Annotated in this window: 17 protein-coding genes, 1 tRNA gene and 1 pseudogene; 12 read left to right on the forward strand and 7 right to left on the reverse strand. The window is 64.1% G+C overall.

What is annotated here, in order from left to right:
* The first annotated feature begins 74 nt into the window (after nt 1–74).
* A complete protein-coding gene (locus tag J7396_RS03395; RefSeq protein ID WP_011346915.1) occupies nt 75–536 on the forward strand; it encodes a hypothetical protein in 462 nt (153 codons plus the stop codon).
* Nucleotides 537–691: 155 nt separating this feature from the next.
* Nucleotides 692–1,111 (forward strand): STY0301 family protein, encoded by a 420-nt coding sequence (locus tag J7396_RS03400; RefSeq protein WP_306460197.1) that lies wholly within the window; start codon nt 692–694, stop codon nt 1,109–1,111.
* Between the two features lie 131 nt (nt 1,112–1,242).
* Here the strand turns inward: J7396_RS03400 and J7396_RS03405 are convergent.
* The 3 genes from J7396_RS03405 to J7396_RS03415 all read right to left on the reverse strand — a co-directional run bounded on the left by J7396_RS03405 (nt 1,243) and on the right by J7396_RS03415 (nt 5,607).
* Nucleotides 1,243–1,329, reverse strand: a tRNA-Leu gene (locus J7396_RS03405).
* A gap of 140 nt (nt 1,330–1,469) precedes the next feature.
* Nucleotides 1,470–3,659, reverse strand: coding sequence for a glycoside hydrolase family 3 C-terminal domain-containing protein (locus J7396_RS03410; protein WP_209261009.1), 2,190 nt, complete (start codon nt 3,657–3,659; stop codon nt 1,470–1,472).
* Between the two features lie 178 nt (nt 3,660–3,837).
* Entirely contained in the window at nt 3,838–5,607 is a 1,770-nt protein-coding gene (locus J7396_RS03415) for a M14 family metallopeptidase (protein WP_209260959.1), read from the reverse strand.
* Between the two features lie 358 nt (nt 5,608–5,965).
* On the opposite strand from J7396_RS03415, the gene J7396_RS03420 reads away from it, so the two are divergent.
* Both J7396_RS03420 and J7396_RS03425 read left to right on the forward strand, forming a co-directional pair.
* On the forward strand, nt 5,966–7,531 hold the full coding sequence (locus J7396_RS03420; protein ID WP_033478465.1) for an oligopeptide:H+ symporter: 1,566 nt from the start codon (nt 5,966–5,968) through the stop codon (nt 7,529–7,531).
* A gap of 7 nt (nt 7,532–7,538) precedes the next feature.
* A complete protein-coding gene (locus J7396_RS03425; RefSeq protein WP_003483519.1) occupies nt 7,539–8,147 on the forward strand; it encodes a rhomboid family intramembrane serine protease in 609 nt (202 codons plus the stop codon).
* A gap of 308 nt (nt 8,148–8,455) precedes the next feature.
* Here J7396_RS03425 and J7396_RS03430 read toward each other — a convergent pair whose 3' ends face one another.
* Nucleotides 8,456–8,644 (reverse strand): hypothetical protein, encoded by a 189-nt coding sequence (locus J7396_RS03430; protein WP_005911777.1) that lies wholly within the window; start codon nt 8,642–8,644, stop codon nt 8,456–8,458.
* Nucleotides 8,645–8,871: 227 nt separating this feature from the next.
* Here J7396_RS03430 and J7396_RS03435 point away from each other — a divergent pair, with 227 nt between their 5' ends.
* The 3 genes from J7396_RS03435 to J7396_RS03445 all read left to right on the forward strand — a co-directional run bounded on the left by J7396_RS03435 (nt 8,872) and on the right by J7396_RS03445 (nt 10,605).
* Nucleotides 8,872–9,141 carry a GNAT family N-acetyltransferase gene (locus tag J7396_RS03435; RefSeq protein ID WP_011346920.1) on the forward strand — a complete coding sequence of 90 codons (270 nt, stop codon included), beginning with the start codon at nt 8,872–8,874 and terminating at the stop codon, nt 9,139–9,141.
* Between the two features lie 51 nt (nt 9,142–9,192).
* A complete protein-coding gene (locus J7396_RS03440) occupies nt 9,193–10,038 on the forward strand; it encodes a hypothetical protein (protein ID WP_209260960.1) in 846 nt (281 codons plus the stop codon).
* A 66-nt stretch (nt 10,039–10,104) separates the two neighbouring features.
* Nucleotides 10,105–10,605 (forward strand): MarR family transcriptional regulator, encoded by a 501-nt coding sequence (locus tag J7396_RS03445; RefSeq protein ID WP_008571407.1) that lies wholly within the window; start codon nt 10,105–10,107, stop codon nt 10,603–10,605.
* Between the two features lie 240 nt (nt 10,606–10,845).
* Here the strand turns inward: J7396_RS03445 and J7396_RS03450 are convergent, their stop codons facing one another.
* Entirely contained in the window at nt 10,846–13,044 is a 2,199-nt protein-coding gene (locus J7396_RS03450; protein WP_209260961.1) for a M3 family metallopeptidase, read from the reverse strand.
* A 373-nt stretch (nt 13,045–13,417) separates the two neighbouring features.
* Here J7396_RS03450 and J7396_RS03455 point away from each other — a divergent pair, with 373 nt between their 5' ends.
* Nucleotides 13,418–13,903, forward strand: coding sequence for a glutathione peroxidase (locus J7396_RS03455; protein WP_008571409.1), 486 nt, complete (start codon nt 13,418–13,420; stop codon nt 13,901–13,903).
* 148 nt (nt 13,904–14,051) lie between these two features.
* Here J7396_RS03455 and J7396_RS03460 read toward each other — a convergent pair whose 3' ends face one another.
* Complete coding sequence (locus J7396_RS03460; RefSeq protein ID WP_209260962.1) at nt 14,052–14,831, reverse strand: ferredoxin--NADP reductase; 780 nt, start codon at nt 14,829–14,831, stop codon at nt 14,052–14,054.
* A gap of 198 nt (nt 14,832–15,029) precedes the next feature.
* On the reverse strand, nt 15,030–16,910 hold the full coding sequence (locus J7396_RS03465) for an ABC transporter ATP-binding protein (protein ID WP_008571412.1): 1,881 nt from the start codon (nt 16,908–16,910) through the stop codon (nt 15,030–15,032).
* 295 nt (nt 16,911–17,205) lie between these two features.
* Between J7396_RS03465 and J7396_RS03470 the strand changes: the two genes are divergently transcribed.
* From J7396_RS03470 to J7396_RS03485, 4 genes and pseudogenes are all read left to right on the forward strand, one after another.
* Nucleotides 17,206–18,723, forward strand: a complete 1,518-nt coding sequence (locus tag J7396_RS03470; protein ID WP_008571413.1) for a fumarate hydratase — start codon at nt 17,206–17,208, stop codon at nt 18,721–18,723.
* A 37-nt stretch (nt 18,724–18,760) separates the two neighbouring features.
* Nucleotides 18,761–18,855, forward strand: a pseudogene (locus J7396_RS03475) (transcriptional regulator).
* Between the two features lie 107 nt (nt 18,856–18,962).
* The gene (locus J7396_RS03480) at nt 18,963–19,598 is read left to right on the forward strand and encodes a glutathione S-transferase family protein (protein WP_057681600.1); all 636 of its coding nucleotides are present in this window, start codon (nt 18,963–18,965) and stop codon (nt 19,596–19,598) included.
* Between the two features lie 187 nt (nt 19,599–19,785).
* Nucleotides 19,786–20,424 (forward strand): carbonic anhydrase, encoded by a 639-nt coding sequence (locus tag J7396_RS03485; RefSeq protein ID WP_209261010.1) that lies wholly within the window; start codon nt 19,786–19,788, stop codon nt 20,422–20,424.
* Nucleotides 20,425–20,771: the final 347 nt, after the last annotated feature.

The following is a 20,771-nucleotide window of genomic DNA, read 5'->3' on the forward strand; positions in this document are numbered from 1 at the left end:
TTTTCCGCGAGGGCCACGCGCGGCGTCGTGCGCGGGCATGCCGCCTGCGTTTTTCATCACACAAGGAAGCTTCGATGATGTTTCGATCCTCATGGCGTCGCGTCTGTGCGACGACATTGCTCATTCCACTCCTTGGCATCGCTGCCGTTGCGCAGACGCAGGCCGCGGCCGCACGTCCGGAGGTGGCCAAGCAAGCCAAGGCGTATAGCTCCAGCGATGGCGTCAAGGTGTCGACCTTGCGTTACGGCCCGCGCGAAAAGAATCAGGCGCTGATGCAGGTGACCGGTGCCGACAGCGAGATCGACGACAAGATCCTGCTGGCAACGACGGCTGCCACGCAAAAGGACACCCGCTACACGGTTCAGCTGAAAGGCCGTCCGTATGTGCTGCTCATCCTCGACGAAGGCGGCGGCGAGTTGTACCTGCCAGGTGCGGCGAAGCCGGCGCGCGTCGGCTATGACGCCGGTGTCTCGGAGCAGATCAATCCCGAGCATTATCTGACCGATTATCTTGAGCAGATGGCCGGCAGCAAGTAAGCCACGCGACGCGCTGCAGGCCAGCGTGGCCAGGTCTGCAGCGCGGTCTGGTTTCAAAACGCGGCAATGTTGCCGCTTCGTACGGTGCAGTTGCACGCGAGGGGTTTGCGATCATGGCAGGGACGTCGTTCGTTGGATCATTGCGGTGCATAACGGTGCTTCTCGCACCGGTGCTTGCCTTGCCTGCCTTGGCCGAACCCACATTGCAGTGCCCGGCCGCGTTGCACATCACCGATGGCACCTTGCAGAGCCCGGACCTGCCGGTGGGCGCGCAGCTCGGCGTCGACCCGCACCAGGCGCTGCGGTTAGCGTCGATTGGCGTGTATTCGGGCCACCCCCGCGAGCGTGCCGCACTGGTGCCGCGCAACGCGGAAGCAGCGCAGCCGCGTGGCGTGGCGCACTGGGTCTGGCGTTTCGATGATGCAGACCCGCACGGCACCTATGTGGTTTGCGCGTACGGTGAGGCAGTGCAGGTGTCCCTGCGCATCAGCGATGACGCACGCACCTGCACAGGCACCTTGCGCAGCGACCCCATGCCCGCAGCCGAGCGGAGCGCATCCTTCGACTGCCAGTAGCGCGCCCGACCCGATGGCCGAGCAGGCGGCAGCGCACTGTCGATCAGCGCAGCGCGCTGCCCAGCCCAGGCGATCGACCAAACGCAAAAAACCCCGCCGAAGCGAGGTTTTTTACGATCTACCGTGAGTCGTGGTGCCCAGGAGAGGACTCGAACCTCCACGAAGTTGCCCCCGCTAGCACCTGAAGCTAGTGCGTCTACCAATTCCGCCACCTGGGCGACTCAGGGGGCGAATTGTGCAAGCTGCGCGCGAGGCTGTCAACGCACCCGGCACATTTTTTCGTCGCCCGTACGCAGTATGGCAACCGAACCGGCCTGATGGTGGCGCACGCACGGGTTAGTGCATGCGCCACATGCGCTCACGGCAACTGTGCCGCCTGCAGCGTGACCTGGGCAGTTTGCACCGGCTCGCTCGCCGAGCGCGCCAGTTGCACGCGGTACGTGCCTGCGGCGATCGTCCAGCGACGTGCCTGGGCATCGAAGTCGGCCAGGGTCCTGGGCTCTGCCACCACCTGCACGCTGCGTTTTTCGCCGGGCTTTAGCGTGAGCTTCTGCCAGCCGATCAGGCGCAGCGGGGTGGCGTGGCCGTCGGGCAGGGTGACGTAGAGCTGCGGCACGGCGGCGCCTTCGCGCGAGCCGGTGTTTTCCACCTCGAATCTGGCGGTGAGCTGGCTGCCGCTTGCCTCCACCTGCAGCCCGCCCATGCGGAACTGCGTGTACGACAGGCCGTGGCCGAATGGGTAGCGTGGTGTCAGCTTGCGCGCGGCGAACCACTTGTAACCGACGTTGGCGCCTTCGATGGCGTAGTCGATCGTGTCTTCGCCCGGCTTGGCCGGCTTGAAGCCCAGCCCCGGAATCGACGGGCGCGGCAGCTGCGATTCGTCCACCGGCCAGGTCACCGGCAGGTGGCCGGAGGGATTCACCGCGCCGGTCAGCAGGTTGGCGATCGCCTCACCGCCACCGATGCCCGGATACCACGCCTGCAGCACCGCCGGCACGCGTTCGGCCCACGGCATGCGTACCGGTCCGTTGGTTTCCAGCACCACGGTGGTCCTCGGGTTGGCTTTGGCCACCGCTTCGATCAACGCGTCCTGGTTGTCGGGCAAGCGCATGTCCGGCAGATCCACCGATTCGGCCGCCCACTGGGTGGCGAACACGATCGCCACATCGGCCGCCTTGGCGGCGCGTGCGGCCGCATTGCGGTCGGTGCCGTCTACATAATCGATCTGCGCATTCGGCAACGCGGAACGTAGCGCCTGCAGCGGCGAGGATGGGTGGATGATCACCGGGCCGGGCCAAGTGGTCGGGGTGATGCCGGGCACCGCGTTGCCGCCGTTGATGGTGTAGTCCACCCGCGAGGAGCCGCCGCCGGACATCACGCCCTTGTCGGCGTAGCCACCGATCACGGCAATGCGACGCACGTCCTTGGACAACGGCAATGTGGCTTGCTCGTTACGCAGCAACACGCTGCCTTCTTCGGCCACATGTTGCGCAGCCAACAGACCGGCCTTGCCGTCGATGGGCTGGCGCTGGGTCGGGTGATCGAAGGCACCATGCGCGAACAGGCTACGCAACACGCGCCTGACCATGTCGTCGAAGCGCGCGCGCGGCACCACGCCGGCAGACACCGCCATGCGCAGCGGCGTATCGAAAAACACCGCCGCGTCGAACACTTCGCCGGCCGATTGCTGGTCCAGCCCGGCCAATGCCGCCTTGGAACCGCTATGCACGCCGCCCCAATCGGACATCACGTAACCGGGGTATTTCCATTCCTGCTTGAGCACCTGGTTGAGCAGGTAATCGTGCTCGCAACCATAGGTGCCGTTGATCTTGTTGTACGAACACATCACCGAGGCCGGGTCGCCGATCTTCAGCGCAATCTCGAAGGCCAGCAGGTCCGATTCGTGCATCGCCTGCTCGCCGATCTGCGCGCTATGAAAGTTGCGCCTTGTTTCCATATCGTTGAGTGCGAAGTGCTTCATCGTGGACAGCACATGCTCGCTTTGCACGCCGCGAATCGATTCGCCGACCATGGTGCCGGCCAGCAACGGGTCTTCACCGGCGTATTCGAAGTTGCGCCCATTACGCGGGTCGCGCTGCAGATTGACGCTGCCGGCGAGCAACACGTTGAAGCCTTGCTGCCAGGATTCGCGCCCCATGGTCTTGCCGCCGGTATACGCCAGTTGCCTGTTCCAGCTCGATGCGGTCGACGGTCCGGATGGCATCGCGGTGGCGTAGTCGCCCTTGCGGATGCCGCCGGGGTTGGTCACGCCCACGCCGGCATCGGCCAGTTGCTGGGCGGGAATGCCCAGGCGCGCAATGCCGGGAACGTAGCCGGCCGAACCGAGCGCGCCTTCGGGCTTGGGAATCTTGTCGGTGCCCAGGCCGAAATAGCTGCGCAGCATCTGGAATTTTTCATCCTCGCTCATCTGCGCCAGCAGGCGGTCGGCGCGCTGGTCCGGGGTCAATGCAGTGTCCATCCACGGCTGCGAAGAGGGCGCGCCTTGCGCAACTGCCAGCGGCGCGGTCAGGGCGATGCCCAAGCCCATCACGACCGCCAGGACCAGGGGGCGCGGACGGTATTTGCGGACTGTAAACGGTTTCATATCGAGCTGTGGCACGGAATATCCTTGTGGTGCTGGGTCAAAACATATGAGAGGGGCACTAAGTGCCCACGTCTGGAAGGCGCGGTGATGCCGCGCCGACGCGTGCAGAATCGGCAGGCGGTTAGAAGTCGGTCTGCGCGGTGCGGAGTACCGGATAGAGCTGGTAGCGCTCATCCCACGATGCGTGGCGCTTGGCAAAAAATTCCAGCCGCGCCTGCGGGTTGTTGGAAAAGTCCGGATCGCTGGCGATGCGCTGTTCGAACTGCGCCTTCAACGCGGCATCGCGCGCAAGCATCTGGCGCGCCACCTCTTCGGCGACGTAGGCTTCCATGTATTCCTTGCGCTCGAACGCGGTATTGAAAAAGCCCCACTGCAGCAGCGAATCCGGTGCCTGCGGTTCCAGCATCGCCATCACCAGGCGCGCCTTGGGCTGGGCGATCGGCACGAACAACGAGCCGGCCGGCACGCTGCGGGTTTCATTGCGCCATTGCCCGCTGAGTTCCACTGTCTGGTGGCTTTCGTTGGAGCGTGCTGCAAACTTGACCGCGTCGGCGCGGAAGGTCTGCACCGGCCGCTGCGCCGCATTGCCGATGGTCGTGAATTGGATGCCATGCAGGCGCAGTTTTTCGCCCACCAAGGCCGCTTGCGCAGCCGGGACCAGGTAGCCGCCGCGTGGCGCGTCCACCACCACATCGGGCTTGATCTGGTCGCGCAGTGGCACCTTCCAGACTTGCGGCTTGCTTTCGTCGTAGTGCGTCATCAGTGCACCGGAAATCGGCGACGGTGTGCGCGTATACGCATAGCCACGAAACGCAACGGTGCGTGCGTCTGGGCCCGCAGCGAAGCTCAACGGTTCGGTCGTGCCGGCCAGACGCGTGGCGCGCTGATCGGCAGCCAATGCATCGGCGCGCCACTGCGTGCCATGGCGTGCGGCCTGCTGCAACACCGAGACGATGGCGTTGCGGGTGATCCGCACACGGGTGGGGTAGTCCTTCCACGAATGCGTTTCCACCAGCATGCCGAAGCGGTTGCGTAGCAGGAAATAGCCGTGCGAAAAGCGTGGCGGCGACACATCATCGGCAAAGCCGGAACTGGGGTCGTCTTCGTGCACGAAGGACGGGTAGTACGGCAGCGGCAACGAGCCGTGTTTTTTCAGATCGGCGAGCACTGCGTCGCGCCAGCGTGTGCCATCGCGCTGCAAGCCCGCATCGCCGGCATGCACCGGTTCCACCTGCACCGAGACGTCGTGCTCGAACTTGGCGCCGTCGGTGACGTGCAGGTCTACATACATCAACGGGTCCCATTGCTGCACCAGTTGCAGCATGGCCTGCATTTCCGGCGCGTCGGCCTTGACGTAATCGCGGTTGAGATTGAGGTTCTGCGCGGTGGTGCGCCAGCCCATCTGTTCGGGACCGCGCTGGTTGGGGCGGTTCCAGGCACCGAAGCGCTCATGCCCATCGACGTTGAATACCGGCACGAACACCCACACCAGCTTGTCCAGCACGCCATGGCCGGCCTTGCCATCGAGCAACTCGCGCAGGGCCAGAAAGCCCGCATCCTTGCCATCGATCTCGCCGGCATGGATGCCGCCCTGGACCAAAACCACCGGCAGCTTGCGTTGCGCGGCCGATTGCGCGTCGAGTGCGCCGCTGGTGGAGGCGATCAAGGCCTTCATCGGCCTGCCCTCGGGCGTGGTGCCGAACTGGATGCAACGCACCGCCTGCGGGTAGCGCTGCGCAAACGCATCGCACAGTGCAATGACTTCGTCGTAGCGGCCGGTCTGGATGAAACCGCTGCGCTCTGCCTGGGTGGTCAGCGGCGCGGCAGCCAGCGCGGCGGGGGCGGAAGTCAGCAGCAACAGGCTCAGGGTCAGGCGAGTGAAGCGGGGCATCCAGCGGTCCAGTGTTCCAGGAAAACGTTTGCAATGTAGCCGAGCCGGCGTGCAAGGCCAATCTGCACTGCGTCATGGTCTTGCTGTGATCGGTGCCAAGCGTGGGTTTCACCCGGACGCGCTAGGGCTTTCCGTTGACCGGGTGAGCAACATTCGAGGAGGCGCAGGCTACGCGGCTGCCGTGCAACGCTTGGCGCCATGGCGTTGTCGGCCAACCTGGACGACACCGATCACGCTGGGCGAGGTCCGCCAGCTGCGTCCGCTGAGCGCCCGCGTCCGACAGGTTCGGGCGGGCAATGGCGGCCGGCGGGCGGGCGCCGGTACGATAGGGCCTGTTTTCAGCACGACCGGACTGCCTTTGACCACCTCCATCTCGCCAGGCGCTTCTGCCGGCGCGCGGCTGCCGCGCCAGATTCCTTTCATCATCGGCAACGAGGCCTGCGAGCGTTTCAGCTTCTACGGCATGCGCAACATCCTGGTGCAGTTCCTGATCACCTCGCTGTTGCTGCAGGAAATTAGCGGGCCAGGGCGCGAAGCCGAGGCCAAGCACATCCTGCACAGTTTCATGATCGGGGTGTATTTCTTCCCGTTGCTGGGCGGTTGGCTGGCCGACCGCTTTTTCGGCAAGTACAACACCATCCTGTGGTTCAGCCTGGTGTATTGCGCCGGGCATGCCTGCCTTGCGCTGTTTGAAGGCAGCCGCGACGGGTTTTTTGTGGGTCTGGGCCTGATCGCGCTGGGCGCAGGTGGCATCAAGCCGCTGGTGGCCTCGTTCATGGGCGACCAGTTCGACCAGTCCAACAAGCACTTGGCCAAGGTGGTGTTCGACGCCTTCTACTGGATCATCAACTTCGGCTCGCTGTTCGCCTCGCTGCTGATTCCGCTGGCGCTGAAGAATCTTGGCCCGGCCTGGGCATTCGGCATTCCAGGGATCCTGATGTTCGTGGCGACCCTGGTGTTCTGGCTGGGGCGCAAGCGCTATGTCTTGGTGCCGCTGCCGCCGAAGGACCCGCATGGGTTCGGTGCGGTGGTGCGCACTGCGTTATTGACGCACGCGCCCGGGCAGGGGCGTCCAGGCTTGATGCTGGCGGTCGTCTCGGTGTTGCTGGCGCTGGCCGGCTTCGCGCTGGTCGAGCAATTGGGCATCGTCGTGTGCCTGTGCATTGCGCTGGTGCTGTTGCTGGCCGGGATCGGCGGCGGGACTTGGTGGCAGCTGGAACGTGCGCGTGGCACCCATCCGGATGTTGCGGTGGAAGGCGTGCGTGCGCTGTTGCGGGTGTTGGTGATCTTTGCGCTGGTGACGCCGTTCTTTTCGTTGTTCGACCAGAAGGCCTCGACCTGGGTGCTGCAGGGGCGCGAGATGACCATGCCAGCCTGGTTCACCGCTTCCCAGATGCAGGCGCTCAATCCGCTGCTGGTGATGCTGCTGATCCCCTTCAACAACCTGGTGCTGTACCCGCTGTTGCGCCGTGGTGGCTGGGAGCCGACCCCCTTGCGCCGCATGACCAGCGGCATCGCCTTCAGTGGCGTGGCCTGGGTGGCGGTAGGCGCGATCCAGATGGTGATGGACGGTGGCGAGCCGATGCACATCGCCTGGCAGATCCTGCCGTACGCACTGCTCACCTTCGGCGAGGTGCTGGTGTCGGCCACCGGCATCGAGTTCGCCTACAGCCAGGCGCCGCCGTCGATGAAGGGCGTGGTGATGAGTTTCTGGTATCTCACTACCACCGTCGGCAATCTATGGGTGCTGCTGTCCAACGTGGCGGTGCGCAATGCGACGGTGACTGCGCATATCGCCGATACTGGGCTCAGTGAAGCGGCCTTCTTGATGTTCTTCTTCGCGGCCTTCGCGTTCCTGGCGGCACTTGCCTTCGGCTTGTACGCACGCCGGTATCGCATGGTCGACAATTACCGTACTGCCTGAGGTCTGCATGATTACCCTGATCCTGATCGCCATCACCGGCATCGTCTCTTGGATGGCGTTCAACAATCGCAAGTTGAGCGACCGGCTGATCCTGTGGCCGCCGGCGGTAGACAAGCACAAGCAATACGATCGCCTGGTGACCTATGGCTTCATCCACGCCGATCTGGGGCACCTGATCTTCAACATGATCACGCTGTTCTTCTTCGGCCGGGTGATCGAGAACGTGATGGCCCAGCTCACCGGCAGCGTGCTGACCTATCCGCTGTTCTATCTGGCCGCACTGGTGGTCTCGATCCTGCCCAGCTACCTGAAGAACCAGAAGAATCCGAATTACCTCAGCCTGGGCGCATCCGGTGCGGTGTCGGCGGTGCTGTTTGCCTTCATCCTGCTGCAACCGTGGACGATCATCCTGGTGCTGTTCATTCCGGCCCCGGCGATTCTCTACGCGGTGTTCTATGTGGGCTACAGCCTGTGGATGGACCGCCGCGGCGGCGATCGCATCAACCACAGCGCTCATCTGGCCGGCGCTGCGTTCGGCGTGATGTTCATGCTGATCATGGAACCGCGCGTGTGGCAGGTGTTCCTGGAGCAGCTGTCCAACCCGCGCTTCGGCTGAGCGCGGCCGGCGATGGTGACGCTCGCCCAAGCTCAACGCGCTGGACGCTGCCGCGGTTAGAAACTGAACTTTTGTGCGCGGCCAGCGTGTCCCTTCTGCAGCCCGAGCGCATGGTTGCCAGCTGGCGCGATGGGATGCCCGACGACTGCCGGCGTGTACGGACCGGAGCGTTGCGGGAAGCGGGTCAGAAGCCGGCCCGATACGGCCGAGCCATGTCAGACCCGCGCGATGGCACGGTCGCGACAGACGTGTTGGATGGGATCAACGACTGCACAGCGGATGAGACCGCTGCGCAGCGATGCGCCAGCTCAGGCTGCGTTGCGTTCCTGATCGGCGCTGGATGCCACGCCGTAGGCCTGCTGCAGGCGCTCGTACACCGTATCGTTGAGCTGCGTGAAATCCGGATTGTGGGTGTCGCCCTTGAGAGCGAACTGGAACAAGCCCTCCAGCAACGAGCTGTCGCTGTCTGCGCTGTGTCCTGCCGAATCGTTGTTCATGCGGTGGCTCCCTCGTAGGTAAGGCGAAGACGTCGCTGCTTCCGCACACCGGTTGCCGCGATTGCCTTCGGGTCAGCTATCGGCGCTCCCCGGGCGAACTTGAGGGCGCGTTGCGCAAGCTGCGCAGCCGATCACACCATCGATTCACTTTCACGCAGGCGCGGCATCGCGCTGGTCACACTGCGCCTTACTTCTTGCTGGCGCAGAACTTGAGAGAGGCGTCGACAGTGCACGCAGAACACGATCCGGACCGGCAGCGTTTCAACATAGACACCGATGGACATCACGCCGAGCTGGCCTATCGGCGCGAGGGTGAGATCATGACCATCACGCACACGCAGGTGCCGGACGCGATCAGCGGACACGGCGTTGCCGCGGCATTGGTCGAGGACGCTTTGACATTCGCACGGCAGCACGGTTTGAAGGTGATTCCGGCGTGCAGCTATGCCGATGCATATCTGCGGCGACATCCGCAGTATCACGATCTGCTGGCCTGACCAGCAGCGGTTCTTTTCGTAACACGATGCATATCAGGGGAGCGGGTGGTAATGGGGCGGTTGCTTGGATTCAAGGCAGTGCAGGGCTTGCTGGTGCTGGCCGTGTTGGCAGGGTGTACGCAGCGCGCACCGACAACGGCAGAGCCAAGTGCGCCAGCAGCCGATGCGGCGCCCGCGGCGGCGCCGCCTGCAGAGCCGATTGTCGTACAGAGCGGTCCGCTGGAAGATGTGATCGAACATGCACCGGCCTACATGGTGGGCATCAGCTATCCGCGCGGGCTGGATGCATATCCGGAACTCACTGCGCTCATTCGCGGCTATGCGCAGGATGCGCGTGCCGAACTGATGCAGGCGGTCTCCGGCCTGGGCAACGACAAGCCGCCGGCGCCGTATGAGCTGTCGTTGGCATTCGAAACCGTGTTGCAAACCCCGGACCTGATCGTGATTTCCGCCGACGGCAGCAGGTACACCGGCGGTGCGCATGGCGAGCCGCTGGTGGCGCGCTTCGTCTGGTTGGTCAAGGAGCGCAAGCAATTGACCGCACAAGCGCTGATTCCGGATCCGGCAGGCTGGGAAAAGATCGGCCGGGAGGTCGCGGCGCAATTGCATGCAGCAGCGACCCAGCGTGTCCAGCAAGATCGCGTGCCGATAGAAGAGCAGGCTGAGCAGGTGGCTTCGGCCGATCGCATGATTGCCGAAGGCACCGCCGCGCAGGCGGAGAATTTTGCACAGTTCGTACCGGTATTGAATGCAAATGGGCAGATCACTGCCGTGCGCTTTGTATTTGCGCCCTATCAGGTTGGTCCCTACTCGGATGGCACGCAGATGGCAGAGGTCGCTGCCTCCACATTATTGCCTTCGGTCGCACCGGAATATGTACATCTCTTCGCGCGCTGAGGTGTCGCATCGCGCATGATGTGATTGAATGGCCCGGCCATTCAGCAACGTACTTCAACGGGTGATATGAGTAGTTTCGATCCAACCGCAAGTCGCGTGGACCACACCTGCGTGCGTTATCCGGCGTTCCCGCGGGAGCCGGCAATATTGGTGAGACTGATCAAGCATCTCTACAAGCGCCTGCATACGCTCGGGTGCGTGCGACTCAAGCCTTATGGCCTCAGTCCGCCGGAATACGAGATCTTGATGATGCTCTATGGCACACCGGAGCAATCGATCACTCCGACCGAGGTGGCCGAAGCCGCCAGCGAAAAGCCGGCCAACATCACCCGGCTGACCGATCAACTGTGCGAGAAAGGCCTGATCTCGCGCACCAGCAGCCCCGAGGATCGGCGCAAGATCGTACTGACGCTGCAGCCCGCAGGCTCGGCCTTGATCGAAAGCCTGTTGCCCGATGCCTGCACGCTGTTGCATGCAGAGACCGCCAGCATGAGCGAGGCCGAGCAGTTGCGTCTGGAGAAGCTGCTGAAAAAGCTGCTGGATGGCGTGGACGCGGTCGAACTCTAAGCACTGCGCGTTGCGCGTTGCGCGTGCGATAAGGCGTTGCAAACGCAGCCAGCAAAAGGCCGCCCTGATCGCTCAGGGCGGCGTGTCGGCTCATCGGTCCTCAAACAAGCACTTGCCGATACCATCGCGAGCAACTGGATGTCGCGTCTGGTGTGCGAGATCGGCATGCCCGCAGGGGACATGCAGATCCTGTTGCCAAGCACGCGGCCCGATGACCGCGCGCGGATCGTGCAGCCGGATCTACGGCTTGGACTGCGGCGATTCCGGAGTGGCACCATCGCCGCCTTGCGCGCTGAGACCGCGCTTTTCGAGCAGCGGCTCGATCTGCGGCGCATGCCCGGCAAAGTTCTGGAACAGCTCCATCGCATCCACGCTACCGCCGCGCGAAAGCAGGGTCTTGCGGAAACGATCGCCATTGGCGCGGCTCAGGCCACCGTGCTGCTTGAACCACTGCTGGGTGTTGGCGTCCAGCACTTCCGACCAGATGTAGGCGTAGTAGCCTGCCGCGTAACCGCCCATGATGTGGCTGAAATACGGGGTCTTGTAGCGCGGCGGCACCGGCGCGTAGGCAATGCCGTCCTGCTGCAGCGCCTTGGCTTCGAATGCCATCACGCCGGCGGCGTCCGGTACCTGGCTGGCGCTGACCTGGTGCCAGTTCTGATCCAGCATCGCCGCACCCAGGTATTCAGTGGTGGCAAAGCCCTGGTTGAACTTGGATGCGGCAATCACCTTGTCCAGCAATGCCTGCGGCATCGGGGTGCCGTTCTGGTAATGCTTGGCGTAGTTCTTCAGGATGGATGGTTCGTCGGCCCACATTTCGTTGACCTGCGAGGGGAACTCGACGAAGTCGCGCGGTACGCTGGTACCGGAGAAATACGGGTATTTGACGTCGGAGAACATGCCGTGCAGCGCATGCCCGAACTCATGGAACATGGTGGTCACCTCATCCCAGGTCAGCAGCGTCGGCTGGCCGGCCGGCGGCTTGGGAATGTTGAGGTGATTGGCCACCACCGGCTTGAAGCCGGTCAGCTCCGACTGCGACACATAGGAGTTCATCCATGCGCCACCGCGCTTGGATTCGCGCGCATACATGTCGGCAATGAAGATCGCCAGCTGCTTGCCGTCCGCGTCGAACACGTCGTAGACGGTGATGTCGTCGCGGTAGGTCGGCAGGTCGGTGCGCTGTTTGAAGGTCAGGCCATATTCCTGATTGGCCGCATAGAACACGCCGTTTTCCAGCACGTTCTTCAGTTCGAAGTACGGCTTGAGCTGGGATTCGTCGAAGTTGTACTTGGCCTGGCGCACCTTCTCGCTGTAGTAGGCCCAATCCCAGGCTTCCAGCTTGAACGTCGGCTTGCGCGCGGCCTTTTGTTCCTTGTCGATCATGGCCTGCAGATCGGCGGCTTCGCGCTTGGCATTGGCCACCGCGGCCGGCGCCAGTTTGCCCAGCATCGCGTTGACCGCTTCGGGCGTCTTGGCGGTCTGGTTTTCCAGCGAGTAGGCGGCATAGGTGGGGAAGCCTAGCAGCTTGGCCTTGTCGGCGCGCAGCTTCATGATGCGCGACACCAGCGCGGTGTTGTCGTACTGGCCGCCGTGGCTGCCGCGCGACACCGAGGCGTCGTAGATCCTCTTGCGCAGCTCGCGATTCTTCAGCTGGGTCAGCGGCGGCTGGCCGGTGGTGTTGAGCAAGGCGATGACGTACTTGCCATCGAGCTTGCGCGCCTTGGCCGCTTCGGCGGCGGCGGCAATCTGCTCCTGCGACAAACCGTCCAGCTGCTTGACGTCGTCCACGACCACAGCGGCAGCATTCACTTCGGCCAGCACGTTCTGGCTGAAGGTGGTGCCCAGGTTGGCCAGCTCGGCATTCATGGCCTTGAGCGTGGTCTTGTCGGCGTCGGAGAGCTTGGCGCCGTCGCGCACGAAGTCGCTGTAGTACTTCTCGACCAGGCGCACGCCTTGCGCATCCAGCCCCAGCGTGGCGCGTTGGTCGTACAAGGTCTGGATGCGTGCGAACAGCTTGCCGTTGAGCGAAATCGCATCGCGGTGCGCTGCGAACTTCGCCGAATAGTCGGCCTGCAACTTCTTGCGTGCGTCGTTGGTGTCTGCGCCCACCAGATTGAAGAACACCGTGGTGGCGCGGTCGAGCGTGGCGCCGCTCTTTTCCAGCGCGATGATGGTGTTGTCGAAGCTGGGCTTGGCTTTCTGGTTGGCGATTTTTTCCACTTCCTTCAACTGTTCGGCCATGCCGGCATCGAAGGCAGGTGCGAAATCGCTGTCCTTAATTTTGTCGAACTGCGGGTAATGCAGCGGCAGCGTGCTGTCGGCAAAAAAGGGATTGGCTTGGGTGGCGGCCTGCGTGGCAGCGGGGGCGGCGATGCTGTAGGACGGCATGGCAAGTCCCAGGGAGGCGGCCAGGGCAAAAGCGAGACGGGTGGTCAAGAGAGTTGCTCCAAAGTGCGAACCGCCGAGGCTAACCCAGCCCGTCGGGACAGGCGTGTGACAAAAGGCATGGCTGCCAAGCCAAGGTGACGCGATCAGGCGGGCACAACCGTTGCTCGCCCTGCAATCGCGCGAGTCGATGCAAGCTGGGCCTGTACCGCCGCCGACAGTGTGCCCGTCGCACTTTGTGGCAGTACGCGCTAGCGGTCTTCGGGCGACCTCGGCGAGCTGCCGGGGCGTCTGCTTGACGATCCCGGCGTGTCGCGCGGCAGGCGATCTGCCGCACGACTGCCCTTCGCAATCTTTCCCCGCCGCATGGCCATCGTGCAGGCGGCTACGGTACGCTGCCCGTCTCGCACACTGCAGGGCAACCATGAGCGACATCTCCACCTTCGCCTTCACCGACCTGGAAGGTCGCACCCAGTCGATGCGCGATTACGCCGGCAACGTCCTGCTGGTGGTCAATGTTGCCTCCAAGTGCGGGTTTACGCCGCAATACGCGGGGCTGCAGGCGCTGTGGCAGCGTTATCGCGAACGTGGGCTGGTGGTGATCGGCTTTCCGTGCGATCAGTTCGGCCATCAGGAGCCGGGCGATGCGGCGCAGATCCGCCAGTTCTGCTCGCTCGACTATGCGGTGGATTTTCCGCTGGCAGCAAAAATCGAGGTCAACGGCAACGGAGCGCATCCGCTGTGGCAATGGCTCAAGCACGAACAACGCGGTGTGCTCGGATCCGAAGCGATCAAGTGGAACTTCACCAAGTTCCTGGTCGGCCGCGACGGCCGCGTACTGGAACGTTATGCGCCCACCACCAAGCCGGAAGCGTTGGCCGCCGACATCGAGCGCGCGCTGGGCGCATGATCCGGCAGGGCATGGGAGTGGAACCGTAGGAGCGCACCCGGGCGCGACGAAGCTTTCCCGGTAACGCCTGGTCGCGCCCGAGTGCGCTCCTACGATCTCGGGTTCTTCAGATGAAACGCCGCGCCGCGCGGGTCTTGCACGCGTCGCATCACTTTTCGACGAATGCACGCTCAAACACGTAATGCCCCGGCGTGCCGATGCGCGGCGAGGTCTGGAAACCGCGGCTATCGAGCAGGGTGCGCAGGTCGGCCAGCATCTGCGGGCTGCCGCAGATCATGAAGCGGTCGTTGGCCGGATCCAGTGTCGGCAACCCGAGCGTCTGCTGCATGCGCCCATCGGCCATCAGCTCGGTCAAACGGCCTTGGTTGGCGAAGGCTTCGCGCGTGACCGCCGGGTAGTACAGCAATTTCTCGCGCAGCAGGTCGCCGAGGAATTCATGCTGCGGCAATTCGCGTTCGAAGTAATCGCGATAGGCCAGATCCTGCACGAACCGCACGCCCTGGGTGAGGATCACCTTGTCGAAACGCTCGTAGGTTTCCGGGTCCTTGATGATCGACAGCCACGGCGCCAGACCAGTACCGGTGCCCAGCAGATACAGGTTGCGCCCGGGGTGCAGGTCGCTGATCAGCAGCGTGCCGGTGGGCTTCTTGCCGACCAGCACCTTGTCGCCGGGCTGGATGTGCTGCAGCCGCGAGGTCAGCGGGCCGTCCGGCACCTTGATGCTGAAGAACTCCAGATGTTCTTCCCAATTGGCACTGGCGATCGAATACGCACGCAGCAACGGACGCGTTTCGGTTTCCAGCCCGATCATCACGAACTGCCCGTTTTCGAAACGGAAGCCGACATCACGGGTCGTGGTGAAGCTGAAGTAGGCATCGGTCCAATGACGGACCTCAAGCACCGTTTCGGCGCCAAAAGCGGAAGACATACCGGTCGTGTCGTGGGAGGAGTACGCGCCAATTCTACCTCAAGCTGGCCAAATGAGATGAACTCTCATTTGGGTGCGGGGATTCGGGAGTCGGGATTGGGGATTCGCAATTCGCAAGAGCAGATCCTGGATCCTGAGCGCGCCGGGCTCGCGGATGAGCCGGCAGCTTTTACCAATCCCCAATCCCGAATCCCTGCCTCACCGATACCCCGCCGCCTGCAATTCGAACAATTCCGCATACCGGCCGCCCTGCGCCATCAGCTCTTCGTGGGTGCCGTTGGCCTCGATGCGGCCAGCAGCCAGCACCAGAATGCGGTCGGCCATGCGCACGCTGGAGAAGCGGTGCGAGATCAGCACGGCGGTGCGGTTGTCCGACAGCTCCTTGAAGCGCTGGAACACCTCGAATTCGCTGCGCGCATCCAGCGCGGCAGTGGGTTCGTCCAGGATCATCAGCTGCGCATCGCGCATGTAGGCGCGGGCGATGGCGATCTTCTGCCATTGCCCGCCGGACAGATCCACGCTGTTCTTGAAACGCCGCCCGATCAACTGGTTGTAACCGTCGGGCAGGCTGTCGATCAGCTCGCCGGCCATCGCGCGTTGCGCGGCGGCGCGGATGCGTGGCGTGTCGTCCATCGCGTCCACCTGGCCCACGCCGATGTTTTCGCCAACGCTCAGGTGATAGCGCACGAAGTCCTGGAAGATCACGCCGAGGTTGGCGCGCAGGTCGTCCAGGTCGTAGTCGCGCAGGTCGTGGCCATCGAGCAGGATGCGGCCTTCGTCGGGGTCGTAGAGCCGGGCCAGCAGCTTGACCAGGGTGGTCTTGCCGGCGCCGTTTTCGCCGACCAGCGCCAGCACTTCACCGGCGCGCAGTTCGAAATCCAGGTGCCGCACCGTCCACTGTTCCGCGTCCGGGTAGCGGAAGCCGACGTCTTCGAACACGAAGCCCTGGCGGATCGGGCGTGGCACCGGCAGTGCGTTCGGGCGCGAGCGGATTTCCGGCACGATGTTGAAGAACGAATACAGATCGTCCAGATACAGCGCCTGGCCTGCGACCTGCGAAAAGCCGATCAGCAAGCCTTCCAGCAATTGCCGCAGGCGCAGGAAACTACCGGCCAGGAAGGTCAGGTCGCCGATGCTGAAGTCGCCGCGCACCGTGCGCCAGGCGATGTAGCCGTAGGCCATGTAGTAGCCCAATGTGCCGAGCGCGGCCAGCAGCGCTCCCCACATTGCGCGCTTGCGTGCCAGCGCACGGTTGGCCTGGAAGAACTTGTCGGCCAGCCGGCGGTAGCGCGCGATCAGGAAGCGGTGCAGGTTGAGGATCTTGACTTCCTTGGCCGTCTCCACGCTGGCGCCGACCTGGCGCAGGTAATCGAGCTGGCGCCGTTCCGGCGTCCACTGGAAGTTGAGCGAATAGCCGAGCGCATTGAAATGCGCCTCGCCGATGAAGGCCGGAATCAACGCGACCGCCAGCAGCACGATCAACCAGGGTGCATAGACCACCAGGCCCACCGCCAGGCTGATCACGGTAATGGCGTCCTGCACCTGGCCGAACAGCTGGCTCATCAGGTTCATGCGGTTCATGGTCTGGCGTCGCGCGCGATCCAGCTTGTCCTGCCGGTCCGGGTCTTCGAAATCCTCCAGATCCAGCTGCGCGGCATGTTCCATCAGACGCACGCTGGCAGCGTTGTTGAACAACTCCGACAGCAGCGCATCGGCATAGCCGACCAGCCGGCCGAGCAGGTCCGAGCCGATCGCCAACGCCAGTTCCAGCGCCAGCAGTTCCAGTAGCCGGTTCAGGCGGCCGCTGCCCAGGGCCTGCGCAAACGAGTCGAATGCCGACGGCTGGCCGACCAGGTGGATCGCCTCGTCGATGATCAATTTGCCGATGTACAGCGTCGCCACCGGCATCAGCGCGCGCAGCACGCGCAAGCCGATGCTGCTGGCACTCAGCCAGCGGCTGGTCTGCCATATCTGCTGCAGGAATGGCGGCAGATTGCGCAGCGCATCCAGGCGCTCGCGCAGGGTAGGGCCGGTACGGGGAGCGGCAGGCGCAGTGGCGCCGGAACGGGAAGCTGACATCGCACTAGTGTGCCGCGCCCGGCGTGGGCGCGGGGTATTGGCTGGCAGCAGGAAGGGCAGGGCCCGCGCAGGCGCGGGCTTGCCTTGGCGCACAGGGCTCACCGCCAGCCGTTGCGCCGGCAACGGTCCGCAGATTCGTCGCTTGCCATCACCGCAGCACGGCCGCAGCGCTGCGCCGACGACGACCGGCCAAAGGCCGCATCGGTCAATCGTAGCGATAGACGCCGCCGCCGGACGCGCCTGCGGTTTGCTCTAAAATGCCCGGATTGCACCCCCGCCAGCCGTAGAGCCAGCCGTGACCTCGATCAAGCAGGAAGACCTCATCCAGTCCGTCGCCGATGCGCTGCAGTACATCAGCTACTACCACCCGGTCGACTACATCAAGAATTTGTCCGCCGCCTACGAGCGCGAAGAATCGCCGGCCGCCAAGGACGCCATTGCGCAGATCCTGATCAATTCGCGCATGTGCGCCGAGGGCCACCGCCCGATCTGCCAGGACACCGGCATCGTCACCGTGTTCCTGGAAATCGGCATGCACGTGCGCTGGGACGACGCCACCATGGGTGTGGAAGACATGGTCAACGAAGGCGTGCGCCGTGCCTACAACCATCCCGACAACAAGCTGCGCGCCAGCGTGCTGGCCGATCCGGCCGGCAAACGCACCAACACCCGCGACAACACGCCGGCAGTGGTCAACACCAAGATCGTGCCCGGCCACCATGTGGAAGTGATCGTCGCGGCCAAGGGCGGCGGTTCGGAGGCCAAGAGCAAGTTCGCCATGCTCAATCCGTCCGATTCCATCGTCGATTGGGTGCTCAAGACCGTGCCGACCATGGGCGCCGGCTGGTGCCCGCCGGGCATGCTCGGTATCGGTATCGGTGGCACCGCCGAAAAGGCGATGCTGCTGGCCAAGGAAGCGTTGATGGAACCGATCGACATCGTCGACCTGCAGGCGCGCGGCGCCTCCAACCGTGCCGAAGAGCTGCGGCTTGAGCTGTACGAAAAGGTCAACGCGCTGGGCATCGGCGCGCAGGGCCTGGGCGGCCTGACCACCGTGCTGGACATCAAGGTCAAGGATTATCCGACCCACGCCGCCAACTTGCCGGTGGCGTTGATCCCCAACTGCGCGGCCACCCGCCACGCGCATTTTACCCTGGATGGCAGCGGCCCGGTGATGCTGGATCCGCCGTCGCTGGAAGACTGGCCCAAACTCACCTACAACCCGACCAATGCGCGCCGGGTGAATCTTGACACCATCAGCAAGGAAGAAGTGGCCAGCTTCAAGCCGGGCGAAGTGATCCTGCTCAACGGCAAGCTGCTGACCGGCCGCGATGCCGCGCACAAGCGCATGATCGACATGCTCAACCGCGGCGAAACCCTGCCGGTGGATTTCACCAATCGCTTCATCTACTACGTCGGCCCGGTCGATCCGGTGCGCGACGAAGTGGTCGGCCCGGCTGGCCCGACCACCGCCACGCGCATGGACAAGTTCACCCGGCAGATGCTGGAGCAGACCGGCCTGCTCGGCATGGTCGGCAAGTCCGAGCGTGGCGATGCGGCGATCGAGGCGATCCGCGACAACAAGGCCGTCTACCTGATGGCGGTCGGTGGTTCGGCGTATCTGGTGTCCAAGGCGATCAAGGCCGCCCGCGTGCTGGCGTTCGAGGACCTCGGCATGGAGGCGATCTACGAATTCGAGGTCAAGGACATGCCGGTGACGGTCGCGGTGGATTCCAGCGGCGAGTCGGTGCACAAGACCGGCCCGCGTCAGTGGCAGTCGCGGATCGGCAAGATTCCGGTGGTGGTGGAGTAACGGCGGCGATCGAGCCGGCTGCACCGCCGTTGCGCGGGTGCGGCCGGTGCCGGTGAGCTGCAGGGACGATGCACGCATGCGGCATCGTGTGGAGGGCGTTTCATGTCGGTGCGCGCGCCGGTGCAGCGGTGATTGCACCACACAGGTCTTCGACAGCCCGGTAAAACAACGACAATCGCCGTGAGTCGCGCAGGCTTTGCCCGCCTTGCGCGCCTGTCCCTACGGATCCCGGAGCCCGCATGGTCGCCACGCTGTACCACTCCCCCAGCACCGCAGCGTTGGTGGTGCATTGGCTGCTGATCGAACTGGATATTCCGCACGCACTGCACCCGCTGGATTTCGAACGCGGCGAGCACAAATCGCCGCAGTATCTGGCGCTCAACCCCGCCGGCGTGGTGCCCACGCTGGTGCTCGATGGTCAAGTGCTCACGGAAGCCGCCGCCATCGTGCTGCAGCTGGTCGATCTGCATCCGCAGGCCGGGCTGGCCCCGGCAGTCGGCACGCCGGAGCGTGCGGCGTACTACAAGTGGATGTTCTTCTGCGCCAACACCCTGCAGCCGGCGTACCGCGCCTGGTTCTACCCGAGCGAGCCGGCCGGGGCCGGGCAGACCGAGGCGGCGCAGATGCACGCCCGCCGCAAGCTCGAAGCGGCCTGGACCCAGGTCGATGCGCATCTGCAGGCCCACGGCCCATATCTGCTCGGCAAAACCGTGTCGGCGGCCGACTTCATGCTGACCATGCTGATGCGCTGGTCGCGCAACATGCCGCGGCCGACCGATACCTGGCCTGCGCTGCGGGCGCATGCAATGCGGATGAAGGCGCGCCCAGCGTTCCAGGAAACCTATCGCCGGGAGGGCCTGACGGACTGGACCTGAACCTGCGCCCGCGGACTGCGTCTTTTGATCGCAGACGCTCCATCCGGCCCGTTTGGTCGCGTCCGCCACATAGTACGATCGCGCCACCAACCACAGAGTAGGGGGCTCGTCCATGTCGCATTCCGCATCGCGTCGAAAATTGCTTCAGTGCGCCTGTTGCGCGCCGATCGCGGCCGCTGCCGCATCCCTGCCGTTCGCCTCGCGCGCGGCGCCGTCCAAGAAAACCGATCTGAATGCCGAACAGGCGCTGCAGATTCTGCGTGACGGCAACAACGCGTTCGTCGAAAACCGCCCCAAGAAAGTGATCTCCGACAGCAAGCGCCGCCTGGAGCTTGCGCTGGGCCAGACCCCGTTCGTCATCCTGGTGTCGTGCTCGGATTCGCGCGTGCCGCCGGAGTTGCTGTTCGGCCGCGGCCTGGGCGAAATGTTCATCGTCCGCAACGCCGGCAATACTGTCGACACCACCGCGCTCGGCTCGATCGAATATGCGGTCAGCCAGCTCGGCGTGCCGCTGGTGGTGGTGATGGGCCACGAAAGCTGCGGTGCGGTGGCGGCGGCAGTGTCGGTCGTGGAGAACAACACGTTCTTCCCGGGCGCAATCGGCTCGATGATCGAGCCTATCGTTCCGGCGGTGCTGACCGCCAAGGCCAAGGGCGGTACCGACCTGCTGGCCGACTCGGTCAAGGCCAACGTCAAACGTACCGTCGATCGCTTGCGCGCGGCATCGGAGCCTGCGTTGCTCGAACCATTGCGTGCCGGCAACGTGCGCGTGGTCGGTGCGTACTACACCTTGCAGGACGGCAAGGTGGACTTTTTTGACGTCTGAGTCGATTGCAAGAAAGCCGCGGCAACAGCGGTGTTGCCGCAGCTGTGGGGAGTCCCAAGTGTCTTGCAGACAGGGTTTAAAAGAACAAGAAAGCCGGCATGCACGCATGCCGGCTTTTTGATTGGATTGACTCAGTGCGGCGTGTCGATTAACTCCGGCGCATGATGCGCCGGGACCACGGCGTACGCGAATTCAGCTGACATCAGCGCCGGTCGTGGGTTGCCGCAACTAGGCGCCGCGCCGACAGCGGCTCACAAAACGTAGTGGAGTCGCCAGCCACGAGGATGGCGCACAGGAATGGCAGTGTACGAGTCGTACATGCCATTCCGCGCACCGGCCGCATGCGG

The organism is Xanthomonas sp. A1809, from assembly GCF_017746015.1.
GTDB lineage: Bacteria > Pseudomonadota > Gammaproteobacteria > Xanthomonadales > Xanthomonadaceae > Xanthomonas > Xanthomonas euvesicatoria.